Source organism: Coprococcus sp. AM14-16, assembly GCF_003434675.1.
GTDB classification, from domain to species: Bacteria; Bacillota; Clostridia; order Lachnospirales; family Lachnospiraceae; genus Coprococcus; species Coprococcus aceti.
On record NZ_QTLL01000002.1, the window covers coordinates 880,907 to 895,558 of the forward strand.

General features: G+C 42.6%; 15 protein-coding genes. All 15 read left to right on the forward strand.

Features of this window, described 5'->3' with window-relative positions:
- Positions 1–49: 49 nt before the first annotated feature.
- Positions 50–175 carry a hypothetical protein gene (locus DW159_RS14040; RefSeq protein WP_015534756.1) on the forward strand — a complete coding sequence of 42 codons (126 nt, stop codon included), beginning with the start codon at positions 50–52 and terminating at the stop codon, positions 173–175.
- 28 nt (positions 176–203) lie between these two features.
- A complete protein-coding gene (locus DW159_RS09940) occupies positions 204–1,214 on the forward strand; it encodes an LCP family protein (protein ID WP_117550422.1) in 1,011 nt (336 codons plus the stop codon).
- A gap of 54 nt (positions 1,215–1,268) precedes the next feature.
- Positions 1,269–2,087, forward strand: a complete 819-nt coding sequence (locus DW159_RS09945) for a YveK family protein (RefSeq protein WP_117550424.1) — start codon at positions 1,269–1,271, stop codon at positions 2,085–2,087.
- On the forward strand, positions 2,084–2,836 hold the full coding sequence (locus DW159_RS09950) for a CpsD/CapB family tyrosine-protein kinase (RefSeq protein ID WP_117550425.1): 753 nt from the start codon (positions 2,084–2,086) through the stop codon (positions 2,834–2,836). Before DW159_RS09945 ends, DW159_RS09950 begins: the two co-directional genes overlap by 4 nt.
- A 93-nt stretch (positions 2,837–2,929) precedes the next feature.
- Complete coding sequence (locus DW159_RS09955; protein ID WP_022217119.1) at positions 2,930–3,700, forward strand: hypothetical protein; 771 nt, start codon at positions 2,930–2,932, stop codon at positions 3,698–3,700.
- Between the two features lie 246 nt (positions 3,701–3,946).
- A complete protein-coding gene (locus DW159_RS09960) occupies positions 3,947–5,398 on the forward strand; it encodes a sugar transferase (protein WP_117550426.1) in 1,452 nt (483 codons plus the stop codon).
- 97 nt (positions 5,399–5,495) lie between these two features.
- Positions 5,496–6,392, forward strand: a complete 897-nt coding sequence (rfbA, locus tag DW159_RS09965) for a glucose-1-phosphate thymidylyltransferase RfbA (protein ID WP_117550428.1) — start codon at positions 5,496–5,498, stop codon at positions 6,390–6,392.
- A 92-nt stretch (positions 6,393–6,484) separates the two neighbouring features.
- On the forward strand, positions 6,485–7,504 hold the full coding sequence (gene rfbB, locus DW159_RS09970; RefSeq protein ID WP_117550429.1) for a dTDP-glucose 4,6-dehydratase: 1,020 nt from the start codon (positions 6,485–6,487) through the stop codon (positions 7,502–7,504).
- An 11-nt stretch (positions 7,505–7,515) separates the two neighbouring features.
- Positions 7,516–8,427, forward strand: coding sequence for a dTDP-4-dehydrorhamnose reductase (rfbD, locus tag DW159_RS09975; RefSeq protein ID WP_117550431.1), 912 nt, complete (start codon positions 7,516–7,518; stop codon positions 8,425–8,427).
- A 115-nt stretch (positions 8,428–8,542) separates the two neighbouring features.
- Entirely contained in the window at positions 8,543–9,151 is a 609-nt protein-coding gene (gene rfbC / locus DW159_RS09980; protein ID WP_117550433.1) for a dTDP-4-dehydrorhamnose 3,5-epimerase, read from the forward strand.
- A 40-nt stretch (positions 9,152–9,191) separates the two neighbouring features.
- On the forward strand, positions 9,192–10,016 hold the full coding sequence (locus tag DW159_RS09985; protein ID WP_117550435.1) for a glycosyltransferase: 825 nt from the start codon (positions 9,192–9,194) through the stop codon (positions 10,014–10,016).
- A 19-nt stretch (positions 10,017–10,035) separates the two neighbouring features.
- Complete coding sequence (locus tag DW159_RS09990) at positions 10,036–11,142, forward strand: glycosyltransferase family 1 protein (protein ID WP_117550437.1); 1,107 nt, start codon at positions 10,036–10,038, stop codon at positions 11,140–11,142.
- A gap of 20 nt (positions 11,143–11,162) precedes the next feature.
- Positions 11,163–12,323 carry a polysaccharide pyruvyl transferase family protein gene (locus DW159_RS09995; protein WP_117550439.1) on the forward strand — a complete coding sequence of 387 codons (1,161 nt, stop codon included), beginning with the start codon at positions 11,163–11,165 and terminating at the stop codon, positions 12,321–12,323.
- Positions 12,320–13,516, forward strand: coding sequence for a Coenzyme F420 hydrogenase/dehydrogenase, beta subunit C-terminal domain (locus DW159_RS10000; protein ID WP_158547600.1), 1,197 nt, complete (start codon positions 12,320–12,322; stop codon positions 13,514–13,516). Before DW159_RS09995 ends, DW159_RS10000 begins: the two co-directional genes overlap by 4 nt.
- 11 nt (positions 13,517–13,527) lie before the next feature.
- A complete protein-coding gene (locus DW159_RS10005; protein ID WP_117550443.1) occupies positions 13,528–14,652 on the forward strand; it encodes a glycosyltransferase WbsX family protein in 1,125 nt (374 codons plus the stop codon).

Here is a 14,652-nt window from a genome sequence, read left to right on the forward strand (position 1 = left end):
ATAACAACGAAACATGTAAAAGATAAACAGATAGATGGAGGACAACAACATGTCTAAGAAGACAGCGATAATCATCAGTATTGTGCTGTTCATAATACTGTGTGGTCTTATTGTGTGCGAGAAGAAGTGGCCTACAGCGGGAACAGACCTGCTTATGCTGAACGTTCTGAGATAGCACATTACATTCCGACGAGGTGATACATATGTCATACAGGAACAGAACACTATCAGAAAAAAAGAGAATATACAAGAAGCTTGGACTTGTGATCGCAGCCATACTGGTCGTATGCATTGCACTGGCGATAGCACTCAGACCGACAAAAGGAAATGCATCACACAATGCATCGGGCACACAGGCGGTCGAAGGCATGATCGAGGTGGACGGAGTCAAATACGTTCCCAAGAAGAATATAGAAACATATCTTTTTATGGGAATCGACAACATGGGCAAGGTTCAGAAAGTCACCGATTATGAGGGGGCAGGCCGATGCGATGTGGTCATGCTGATGGTCAGAGACCTGACAGATGGAACATACAAGACGCTGAGCATAGACAGAAATACCATAGTGGAGCAGGATACACTGGATCCCGACGGAACCTACGTTGCAACGAGCCCGGCACAGCTTGCTCTGGCACATGAGAATGGTGACGGAATGGAGATAAGCTGCGAGAACGTGGTCAAGGCGGTGTCAAACTTCCTTGGCGGCCAGAAGATAGATGGATACGCAGCGGTGAATATGGGGGCCATAGGAACCATCAACAATCTGGCTGGCGGAGTCACGGTTACCATAGAGGATGATTTCTCCAAGGTGGATAAGACCATGAAGCAGGGAGAGACCATCACACTGACCGATGAGCAGGCAGTACATTTTATCCATGACAGATTCGATGTGGGAGATGAATCCAACACCCAGCGAATGAAGCGTCAGGAGGTGTACAAGGCAGGACTCAAGGATAACCTGGCGGCAAAGTGCAGCGAGGATAACACATATCCACTGACCATATATGACGCCCTGGGAGATTACATGGTGACAGATATCAGCTCACAGAAATTCTCCAAGCTGGCACTCCTTGTTCTCAAGGATAAGGACGCCGGAACGGTGTCAATAGAAGGAACAGAGACCATAGATGATCTCGGATTTGTCGAGGTGGAGCCGGATGCGGACAGCCTTCAGCAGGCGATCGTAGAGCTGTTCTACAAGGAATATAACTAGCATCACACATTTGATGCAGGGGATATAGATACAAAAAACGGATGGAGGGAATATATGAATTCCAACAAGAAAATGGCTGCTGTGCAGGATGAGACCACACAGATAGCCGCAGTGAACACATACAAGAATACAGAGGATGATGAAAACGAGATCGATCTCCTGGACATGGGAATGGCGCTTCTTGAGAAGCTCCCATACATCATACTGTGCTTCCTGATCGGTGCGGTGCTGTTCAACGCATTTGCATACTTCCTGATCAAGCCGACATACCAGTCGACAGCCAAGCTGTACGTGGTATCAGCATCAGATGATTCCATAGTAAATCTCCAAGACCTTAACATCGGTTCATCCCTTACCAAGGATTACGAAGACCTGATACTCAGCTATCCGGTTCTCGACCAGGTCATCGAAAAGCTCGGCCTTGATATGGACTCAGAGGGGCTTGCCAAGATGATAACCCTTGAGAATCCTTCAGACACACGAGTCCTGAAGATCACGGTCACAAGCACTGATAAGCAGCAGGCATGTGACATTGCAAATACACTGGCAAACGTGTCGATAGAGTATCTACCGGATACCATGAGCACAAGCGCACCTAACATAGCCCAGGTTGCAAGGGTAGCAGACCAGAAGGTCGGACCAAGCTACCTTAAGTACACCGCCATAGGTGCATTGCTTGGAGCACTCATCTACTGCCTGATCGTCATTGTGGGATACCTGATGGATGACACGATCCACTCAGCAGACGACATGGAGAAGTATTTCGGAATAGTACCGCTCACGACAATACCTGAGAGCGACCAGTTCAGAACAGACGATTCAGATGAAGAGCCTGGAAAGAAACATAACAGGAAAGAGAGGGTCAGAGCATGAAGAAGCTTAACATAGAGTTTCAGGAACTCCCATATGCAGTGGAGGAGGCGATGAACCGTCTCAGGATCAACATAAAGTTCTGTGGTAAGAACACAAGAAAGATACTCATAACCAGCAGCATGCCAAATGAGGGCAAGAGCAGCGTGGCGATCAATCTGTGGAAGATGCTCGCCGAGGCAGGATTCCCTGCAGTGCTGGTGGATGTGGATCTTCGTAAGTCAGTCATAAAGGACAGACATCACATAAAAGATGCTGACAAGCTCCCTGATCTTGGATATTTCCTTTCGGGACAGTCTGAGATGGAGGATGTCATCTATGAAACACAGGTAGAAAATGCATACATCGTACCTTGTATGAACCTTCTGGAGAACCCATCGGCTCTTCTGGAGGACGCTAGATTTGCAGAGCTTCTTGACAAGCTGGCAGAGACATATAGGTATGTCATTATAGACTCGCCACCGCTTGGCAGTGTGGCGGATGCCGCTCAGATCGCATCACTGTGCGATGGCGCAGCTCTGGTAGTCAGAGCAGGTGAGACATCAAGAAGTCTCATCAAACAGTCATTCCAGCAGCTTGACCAGGTAGGTTGTACGCTGCTTGGAGTCATACTCAACAGAGCCCAGACAACGGGGAGAGCATACAAGAAATATTACGGCAAGTATGGCAAATACTATAGCCAGTATGGCTATGGTTATGGCACTTACGGCAAAGAGGCTGCAGCCTCCAGCGACGGCACCCCGTCAAAATAATTCACTTTGGATATAACGCCATGTATAGTGGCGTACAGGGCGTTTTATCATATATTCAATACAATAGAACTTTTTGGGAAGGAGGAATTTATTGTGAAGAATTTAAAGAAGCTTTTGGCTATAGTTGTATGTATCGCAATGATGGTGCCAACAGTTGCATTTGCAGCTACATCATCACCAGCTAAGGTAGACGTTAAGTCTGCTACAGCAAAGTCGCTTACATACAATGCAAAGAGCCAGACAACAACAATTGTTGTTAACGGTAAGACACTTACCCTGAACAAGGATTTCAAAGTCGTTTCAGGAAGCCTTAAGGCAACAAAGGCTGGTACATACACAGTTAAGATCAAGGGAATAGGTAACTATTCAGGCGATACAACAGTTAAGTACACAGTTAACGCACAGCAGAGCTACAAGGCTACTGCTGCTGCAAAGACATACAATGCTAAGAATCAGACAACCAAGGTTACAGTTAAGTATGGTAACACAGTTCTCAAGAGAGGTACTGATTACAAGATTACTGGTGTAACTAAGGCTAAGAACGCTGGCAAGTATAAGATTACCGTAAAGGGTATCAACAACTACAAGGGTACAAAGACAATTTACTACACAATTAACAAGGCTGCTCAGAAGTCTGTTAAGGTTAAGGTAAATGCTTCTAAGAAGAAGATCACTGTATCTGGTGTTAAGGCAAAGGCAAAGGTTACTTACAAGTCAGCCAATAAGAAGGTCAAGGTTAAGAATGGCAAGATTACTGTTGGTAAGGGTGTCAAGAAGGGCACAAAGGTAAGAATCACTGTTAAGGTTGCTGCAACAAAGAACTACAAGGCATACAGCAAGTCAATTATTTACAAGGTTAAATAATCATCCTGCTATGTTAAATAGTTCCAAGCCCTAGCCGGTGGCGCAAAACGAATGTCCATGCCACAGGACGTTCTGCGCCGCCAGTGTGGGTGATAAATAACAGGCCATTTAATGCGTATCATGGTTTACAGATGAAAAGGTTCAGCCGACAATCACACGGGCTGAGTCATTTCATGTATGAATCAACAGACCGGGTCATGCGGGCACAAATATGACCCTGACGACAGAGGATGAGGAGAGAAAATTATGTATCAGAAAGGCGCAAAAGGCTGGCTGAAGCACTTCGACTTCATGCTGCTGGATCTTATAGTACTTCAATTGTCATTTCTTGTGGCATTCCAGATCAGACACGGCATGGTAAATCCGTATGCGAACAGAGACTATCTCGCGCTGGCTATCATCACGGAGCTGGCGGATATAGTAGCCATGATATTTCTGAATACATATGAGGGCGTCATCAGAAGAGGATACTTCAAGGAATTCATATCCAGCTTCAAGAATGGTTTCGTGATAGTTGCACTGCTCCTTCTGTATGTATTTGTCCTCAAGGATACATCTATATATTCCAGAACTACCATCCTGCTCATGTGGGCCATATATGTGTATGCCACATTTGCGGTGAGAAGCCTGTGGAAGAAGCATCTTGAGAAATATGCAGAGCATGGCAAGGGCAAGAAGCTCCTGGTCATGACCACCAGACATGTAGCAGATGAAGTGGTGGCAGGCCTCAAGGAGAAGAATTACTCCGGGTTTGATATAGTAGGAGTCATGGTGATAGATGCCAATCTCATCGGTCAGGAGATCCAGGAAGTGCCGGTGGTGGCGGATTACAACAGTGCAGTTGATTATGTGAGAACCGCATGGGTGGACGAGATATACGTGGATGTGCGTGGAGCATACGGATATGCGAACACGCTGATAGACGCATTTATCGAGGGTGGCATCACAGTTCACATGTGCATATCATCCATCGTGAGGACCCACGGCGACAAGCAGCTCATCCAGAAGATAAATGGTGAGACCGTGGTCACGACCATGATGAACTACGCAACACCAAAGCAGATGTTGCTCAAGAGAACGGCAGATATAATAGGTGGTCTGGTGGGCAGCGTATTCACGCTCATCCTCACCATATTCATAGGACCTATCATATACATTAAGTCCCCGGGACCGATCTTCTTCAAGCAGGAGAGAGTGGGACTGAATGGCAAGATATTCAAGATGTACAAGTTCCGAAGCATGTACATGGACGCTGAGGAGCGCAAGAAGGAACTCATGGCGCAGAACACCATGAGCGATTCGAAGATGTTCAAGATGGACTTTGACCCGAGAGTCATAGGCAACAAGATACTGCCGGACGGCACCAGGAAGAAGGGAATCGGCCAGTATATCAGAGACTTCTCCATAGACGAGTTCCCACAGTTCTTCAATGTGCTGAAAGGGGATCTCTCACTGGTTGGAACAAGACCACCTCTCATCTCTGAGGTGGAGCAGTATGAGATGCACCACAAGAGCAGACTTGCAACAAAGCCAGGAATCACCGGAATGTGGCAGGTGAGCGGCCGAAGCGACATCACGGACTTCGAGGAGGTCGTGAGACTGGATACGGAGTATATAGAGAATTGGTCGTTTGGACTGGATCTGAAGATTGTGCTTAAGACTATCAAGGTAGTGCTTGGTAGGGAAGGATCGAAGTAGGAGGCGCATACTGGAATGACACCGACGATATGTCGCAGTCGCGTCAGCGAGTGTGGCAACGGCATTAACGAAGATAGATAATGAGGAGGATATGAGATTGAAAGGAATAATACTCGCCGGAGGCTCCGGCACAAGATTGTACCCACTGACTATGGTGACGAGCAAGCAGCTCCTGCCAATATATGATAAACCGATGATATACTATCCACTGTCTGTACTTATGAATGCGGGAATTAGGGAGATTCTTATCATCTCAACTCCTGCTGATACGCCGAGATTTGAAGAGCTTCTAGGCGATGGACATCAGTTCGGCATAGAACTGTCATACGCAGTACAGTCGTCACCTGATGGGCTTGCCCAGGCATTCATCATAGGTGCGGATTTCATCGGAGACGACAGTGTGGCGATGGTGCTGGGAGATAACATATTCGCAGGTCACGGACTCAAGAAGAGACTCAATGCAGCAGTGGTAAATGCTGAAGGTGGCAAGGGCGCAACAGTGTTTGGGTATTATGTGGACGACCCGGAGAGGTTTGGCATAGTTGAGTTTGATGAGAACGGCAAGGCCATATCCATAGAGGAGAAGCCGGAGAAGCCGAAGAGCAACTATTGTGTGACCGGACTGTACTTCTATGACAATAGAGTTGTGGAGTATGCTAAAGGGCTTAAGCCATCTGCAAGAGGCGAACTGGAGATCACTGATCTGAACAGGATATATCTGGAGAACGGTGATCTGAATGTTGAGCTTCTCGGACAGGGATTCACATGGCTTGATACAGGAACACATGAGAGTCTGGTGGATGCAACCAACTTTGTAAAGACGGTGGAGCAGCATCAGCACAGGAAGATAGCGTGCCTTGAGGAGATAGCATACCTGAATGGATGGATCAGCAGGGAAGAAGTTCTTGAGGTATATGAGGTGCTGAAGAAGAACCAGTATGGACAGTACCTTAAGGATGTATTAGATGGTAAATACCAAGAGCATCTTTATTAGAATAAAGACACTAATAATTATAGATACATTGAACATTTGCTGATATACAAATATAGAAAAAGAAGTAAGAGGCAAATGCGAGGAGGAGAATTATGACAATTATAGTAACAGGTGGAGCAGGATTTATAGGAAGCAACTTCGTATTCCACATGCTTAAGAAGTACCCGGGCTACAGAATCATATGTCTCGACAAGCTGACATATGCTGGCAATTTGTCAACCCTTGAGCCGGTTATGGATAACTCAAACTTCAGATTTGTAAAGCTTGATATATGTGATAGAGAGGGTGTATATAAGCTGTTCGAAGAGGAACATCCAGATATGGTAGTGAACTTCGCTGCTGAGTCCCATGTGGACAGATCCATAGAGAATCCTGAGATATTCCTTCAGACAAATATCATAGGAACAGCTACATTGATGGATGCATGTAGAAAGTATGGTATACAGAGATATCATCAGGTAAGTACCGATGAAGTATATGGAGACCTTCCACTTGACAGACCGGATCTCTTCTTCACAGAGGAGACTCCTATACATACAAGTTCACCATACAGCAGCTCCAAGGCTGGTGCGGATTTGCTCGTTCTTGCTTATCACAGAACGTATGGACTTCCTGTTACTATCAGTAGATGTTCGAATAACTATGGTCCGTATCACTTCCCAGAGAAGCTTATACCGCTTATGATAGCCAATGCTTTGGCAGATAAGCCTCTTCCAGTATATGGGGAGGGATTAAACGTGCGTGACTGGCTCTATGTGGAGGATCACTGTAAGGCGATAGACCTTATCATCCACAAGGGACGAGTGGGAGAGGTCTACAATGTAGGCGGACACAACGAGAAGAAGAATATAGATATAGTGAAGATCATCTGTAAGGAGCTTGGCAAGCCAGAAAGCCTTATAACTCATGTGGGAGATAGAAAGGGACATGACATGAGATATGCCATAGACCCTACAAAGATCCACAATGAACTCGGCTGGCTTCCAGAGACGAAGTTCGAGGACGGAATCAAGAAGACAATACAGTGGTATCTGGACAATCGTGAGTGGTGGGAGACCATCATATCAGGCGAGTACCAGAACTACTATGAGAAGATGTATAGCAATAGATAAGGGGTAAGAGGATGAAATTCTTTGTAACAGGCGTTGGCGGTCAGCTGGGACATGACGTGATGAATGAACTTCTGAAGCGTGGATATGAAGGCGTTGGTTCTGACATACAGCCGGAATATAGTGGCGTGGATGACGGTTCACCAGTGACTAAGGCTGATTATGTGCAGCTCGACATCACTGATAAGGCTGCTGTAGAAAAGATAATAACAGAGATCAAGCCAGATGCGGTTATCCACTGTGCGGCGTGGACTGCGGTGGATGCTGCAGAAGATGAAGAGAATATAGACAAGGTTCGTGCCATCAATGCTGGCGGAACAAGAAATATTGCAGAGGTATGTAAATCACTTGACTGTAAGATGACATATACCAGTACGGATTATGTGTTTGATGGTCAGGGAGATATACCATGGGAGCCGGACTGTAAGGACTATGCTCCTCTCAATGTGTATGGACAGACAAAGCTTGAGGGTGAGCTTGCGGTATCTGAATTGCTTGATAAATACTTCATAGTGAGAATAGCCTGGGTGTTCGGTCTCAATGGAAAGAACTTCATCAAGACAATGCTCTCTGTAGGTAAGACTCATGATGAGGTAAGAGTAGTATGTGACCAGATAGGAACACCTACTTATACGCTGGATCTTGCAAGGCTTCTTGTGGATATGAATGAGACTGAGAAGTATGGCTACTATCATGCCACCAATGAAGGCGGATATATCAGTTGGTATGATTTCACATGTGAGATATATAGACAGGCTGGATACAGCACAAAGGTGACTCCTGTTACTACAGAGGAGTATGGCCTTTCAAAGGCTGCAAGGCCTTATAATAGCAGACTTGACAAGAAGAAACTTGTAGAGGCAGGGTTTACGCCACTTCCAACATGGCAGGATGCGCTTAGCAGATATATTAAAGATTTATCATGAGGAGGGACCCTCGTTAGAGGGAGGAGTCCTGATGATTACGCAGACGCTACGCGCAAGCGTCTTATATGCGTCTGCTCCATAATAGAGTATTAAAGAAATAAGAGGTATAGATACAATGGGACAGATAAAGGTTGAGAAGAATGTAGGTGGTATAGAAGGTCTGTGTGTCATCGAGCCGGCAGTTCATGGCGACAGCAGAGGATACTTCATGGAGACTTATAATGAGAGAGACATGAAGGAAACTGGAATAGATGTGAAGTTTGTACAGGATAACCAGTCTATGTCAACCAAAGGGGTTCTCAGAGGACTTCATTTCCAGAAGAACTTTCCGCAGTGTAAGCTTGTAAGAGCTGTGCGCGGTGAAGTGTTCGATGTGGCTGTGGATCTTAGAAGTAATTCGGAAACTTATGGTAAGTGGTATGGTGTAAGACTTTCCGCTGAGAATAAGAAACAGTTCCTCATACCTGAGGGATTCGCCCATGGTTTCCTTGTGCTTTCTGATGAGGCAGAGTTCTGTTATAAGGTGAATGACTTTTGGCATCCAAATGATGAGGGAGGTATGGCTTGGAATGATCCGGAGATCGGTATTGAGTGGCCGGAACTGAAAGGTGAGTACAAGGGCAGTGCAAGTGCAGAGGGCTACACGCTGGAAGATGGTACTGCACTGAACCTGAGCGATAAGGACCAGAAGTGGTTGGGACTGAAGGATACCTTCAAGTTTTGATTTGAAGTGAGCAGAATAAACTAGAAGGTAGGATAGAACTATGAAAAATACCCCATATACAGTTCTAATGTCTGTATACATAAAAGAAAAGGCTGAGTATTTAAAATTAAGCATTCAGAGTATGCTCGATCAAACGGTTCCGCCTGATGAGTTTATTCTTGTTAAAGATGGTCCATTAACAACGGAACTGGATGCAGTTGTGGACTATTACAATCAAAAATATCCAGGTTTGTTTACCATAATTTCAAATGAAACGAATCTTGGACTTGGACCAGCACTGGCAAAAGGCATAGTCGCATCAAGAAATGAACTGATTGCAAGAATGGATTCTGATGATGTATCAGAAAAAACTCGATGTGAAAAACAACTTGCTGCCTTTGAAAAGGATTCAAAGTTAGAGATGGTTGGGTCATTTGAGGCGGAATTTATCGGAGAAAAAGACAACATTGTGTCAGTTCATCGAGTGCCTGAAACACATAATGAAATCACAAAATTTATGCGTCGTAGGTGTGCCATTCTGCATCCAACAGTAATGTACAAGAAAAGTGCCGTAATCAGAAGTGGAAACTATCACTCTGTTCCATTATATGAAGATTATGATCTTTTTGCTAGAATGGTGCTGGAATACAAAGTGCGTAGCTATAATATTCAAGAGAACTTATACTATATTAGAACAAGTGAGGATTTCTTTAAAAGACGCGGTGGATTAAAATACGCAAGAACAGTATTGAACTTTAAATGGAACCAGCACAAAAAAGGATATATGTCGCTGACAGATTTTTGCATTAGTGGTTTGGGACAGGCATTTGTATGTGTTCTACCAAATACATTACGTAAAGCTGTTTATTTGAAGCTATTACGATAATAATAGATTGAGGACAATTATGGAAAAGGAACCAATAAGAGTTTTACATATTGTGCCTAATATGCAGGCAGGAGGACTTGAAACATTAATTATGAATATCTATAGAAATATAGATAGAACTAAAGTCCAGTTTGATTTTCTTGTCCATTATACTGGAAATTACTTTTATGATGACGAAATCAGGAGTTTGGGCGGAAGAATATATAAGTTGTCAGTACGCGATGACAACAATTTTATAAAATATTTGAAAGATTTGGATGCGTTTTTTAAGGCGCATCCAGAATATAAGATTGTTCATGGACACATGGAAAGTTTAGGACAATTTTATTTTAAGGCTGCAAAAAGGAATGGAGTTCCTGTACGCGTTGCACACAGTCATAATTCAGCAACAGAAGATACACTCAAGGGAAAAATTAAGGGACTTCTCTTGAAACGATATAAAGTATTTGCAACAGATTACTTTGCTTGTTCACAAAAAGCGGGTGAGTTTATGTTTGCAAATAAAAAGTTTACTGTTCTGAAGAATGCAATCATTGTAAATAATTTTGCTTACAATGAAGATGAAAGAAATCGACTGAGAAAAGAACTCGGTATTGAGGATAAAATAGTCATTGGTCATGCAGGAAGGTTCTGTGAACAGAAAAATCATAAGTTTTTAATAGATGTTTTTAAGAAAATTGCTGATCTGGAAAATAATGCTGTTTTGTTGTTGATTGGTGCTGGAGAAACGTTTGAAAGAATAAAGGAACAAGTTCAAGAGTATGGTTTGGAAGAACGTGTTATTTTCCTAGGGGTTAGAAAAGATATTGCAAGCTTGTATCAGGCGATGGACTGTTTTGTGTTTCCGTCACTTTTTGAAGGTCTTGGTATTGTTGCAATAGAAGCACAGTGTTCTGGTTTGCCAGTAGTCGGCTCTGATGTTATTCCAAAAGAAGCTGCGGTAACAAATCAATTTCACTATATGTCGTTGGATGATTCTGCAGATGAATGGGCAAAAAAAATTCTTGAAGTAACGAAACAGGAGAGAAAAGCTGAAATCGATAAAATTCGAGCTGCGGGATATGACGTGCATGATGTGGCGGAATATTTAGAAGATTTTTATATAAAGAAGTATTTGGAGAATTAAGAAAGCTAGAGGGCGGAAAGATGAAAAAAGTTGGTCTAGTTTCTGTGAGAAACTATAACTATGGAAGTATATTGCAAGCATATGCCTTGCAGCAGGAGTTGTTTGCAGCAGGGGTTGATAATGAATTAATCTATTATAAAAAGCGTAATGTTGTCAAGCAAGCTCTTAGAATATTTAATCTGCCGCTCCTCATGGCAAAGATGAAAGATGTCTGGCGTGTAATTGAAGGAAAGACTAATCCCAAATTAAAACCGATTATTTCTGGAAGAAATAGAGCTTTTTCGAATTTTCTGAAAGATAATTTTGTATTTACACCGTGCTTAAGCGGCAGAAAACAGCTTATTGATTACACAAAGAAATTTGATGCTTTCATTTTGGGAAGCGATCAGGTATGGAATCCAATGTTACTTGGTGGAGATTATTATACATTAACTTGGGTGGATTCTCGTCGCCCTAAAGTAACATACGCTTCGAGCTTTGGTGTATCAGAGATACCTGCGAGCCAAGTAAAGAAGACAAAAGAATACCTGTCTCGATTCAATATGATCTCTGTTAGAGAGGAACAGGGGGCAGAGATTGTCGAAAAATTGACGAGGAAAAAGGCTGAAGTCTGTTGTGATCCTACTGTGCTGACAGACCGGAAGAGATGGGATGAGCTTAGTGGAGATTGTCCGTTTGTGAGTGAAAAGTATATTTTCTGCTACTTTATTGGCAATAATCCAAGCCAACGAGAGTTTGCAAAAAAATTAGCACAGAAAACGGGCTGCAAAATCCTAGCAGTTAAACACATTGATGAGTATATTAAAAGTGATGATGACTTTGGCGATATTGACTATTTAGAAGTTGGGCCAAAAGAGTTTGTCAATTTTATTAGGTATGCTACATATGTATGTACGGATTCTTTTCATGGAACGATTTTCTCGATAATGTATAATAAGAACTTCTTTACATTTATGAGATTCTCAGATAGCCAGAAAAGCTCTATGAATTCGAGAGTAAAAAATATTCTTTCAATCGTTGGTTTGTCCAACCGCTTGTTTGAAAACTCAATTACCCCGGAAGCAGCACTCGCATATCAAGTGGACTGGTCTGATGTTAATAAGAGGCTAAATGATTTTAGAAAAAGTTCACGAGAGTATTTTGAAAGAGCAATAATATGCTTAAAGGGTACACAGGAATGATTAAATTAGTTGAGAAAGAGCACTGCTCAGGCTGTACAGCTTGTATGGTCTGTTGTCCAAAAGAAGCAATATCAATGTGCGCTGATGAGGAAGGATTTAAATATCCAGTTATTGATAGAAATCGGTGCGTGGAATGCGGAAAATGTGTAAGGACATGTCCTATCACGAATAAGCAAAAGAAAAATTCAGTAGTTGATTCATATATTGCTATAAATAACGATAAGAATCAGCGTGAGGCAAGTGCGTCAGGTGGTCTGTTTAGCGTCATAGCTCATTATGTTTTGGAAAAAAATGGCGTAGTTTTTGGTGCGGCATATGATGAAGAACTTAGGGTTAAACATACAGCTATAGAACACGAAGCAGATTTAGAAAAATTGAGAATGTCCAAGTATGTGCAAAGCGATTTGGGTGATACATTTAAACAGGTGGACAAGTATTTAAAAGCGGATAGAATCGTTTTGTTTTCTGGTACGCCTTGTCAAGTAGCAGGACTTAGAGCGTATATTAATAGAGAAGACGCAAATCTAATTCTCCTTGATTTGGTTTGTCATGGCGTTCCATCGCCAAAGCTGTTTGAAGACTATAAGGCTGCACTCTCAGAAAAATACGAAAGTGATATTCAGAATATATATTTTAGAAGCAAAGTTTTAGGGCATCACTTGTCCACGATCGCAGTTCGTTTTTCAAATGGAAAGTTAATTCACAGCAGACGATTGGTGAAATCTTATCCGAGATTATGGTTTGCCGGGTTTACATCACGGCCATCTTGCTATGCCTGCAGTTTTAAAGAAGAAGATCGTGTGAGTGATTTTACACTATTTGATTCTTTTAAGTCAGCTGGACAGTATGACTTTAAAGATGATGATATGGGGCTGTCCAATGTGTATGTTCGCACACAAAAGGCAACTGATTTGTGGAAACAAATCGAGGCTCAAGTAACTGCTGTAAAAACGAAAACAGCGGTTACGAATAAGAATGACGGAGATATGATTTACGAATCCGCAGTAAAAAATAAGGCCCGTGCAGAATTTTGGAGTGATTATGGAAAACTTTCATATACAGAATTAATTGATAAGTATATTCCATATTCTAAAAAAGAAGCCATTATGGATAAGGTTAAACGAGTGATGGTTAGCACAGGCCTGAGTAAAAATTTGAAGATTAAAAAGCTACTTACAAAGATTAAAAAGTAAAGGAAGAAGAAATGAAAGTAATTGCATTCTATCTGCCACAGTTCCATGAAACGCCAGAAAATAATGAATGGTGGGGACAAGGCTTTACTGAGTGGAATAACATGAAAGCTGCCAAACCACTTTTTGAGGGGCATAACCAGCCAAGAATTCCGCTTAACAATAATTATTATAACCTTTTGAATGAGAAAACTCTGGAGTGGCAGACTGAAATTGCAAAAGAACACGGCGTATACGGTTTCTGCTGCTACCACTATTGGTTTGGAAGCAAAATGCTTCTTGAAAAGCCGATGGAGATTTATCTGAAAGATAAAAACTGTGATTTGCCATTTTGCTTTTGCTGGGCAAACGAAACATGGACAAATGCTTGGGCTGCGGAAACTGAGTCTGATCGAAAGACCTTAATCAAGCAGGAGTACGGTGATAAAGAAGAATGGGAGAGACATTTCCAGTATTTGCTTCCGTTCTTTAAGGACGAGAGATACATAAAGGAGGGTAATAAACCGCTTTTTGTGATTTATCGTCCACAGTATATTACAGAGCTGAGTGCAAGACTGGCTTATTATAATAAACGTGCTCAAGAAGAGGGCTTTGACGGGCTGGTTTTTGCAGCACAGCATGTTTCTTTTTATGCTGAGAAGAGCGTCGATAAGTCGATGTTTAAATACCAGATTGAATATCAGCCAGGCTTTGCGTTTTATGATATGAGCTCTTGGATGCAGAAGCAGATGAGCGTTATTAAGCAGAATGTACAGACATGGGCAAGGGATCATTTGAAAAGCTTTAAGTCTGCTAAAAAGGCAAAACTGCAGAAATTATCGTATGACGAAGTGTGGAATACAGTTCTAAATAGAAAAGCAGAGCCGGGAATGATTCCAGGGGCATTTGTGGACTGGGATAATACACCGAGATATAAAGAAAAAGGTCGTGTTTTGACTGGGGCAACACCTGAAAAGTTTAAAGAGTATTTTGGAAAACAGCTGAAAAGAGCACGGGATGAATACAAGTCTGACTATATTTTCATTTTTGCATGGAATGAATGGTCAGAAGGTGGATATTTAGAGCCTGATATGAAAAATCAGTACGGTTACTTAGATGCAATCAAATCATGCGTCGATGAATTGGAAAGTGAGAACTAA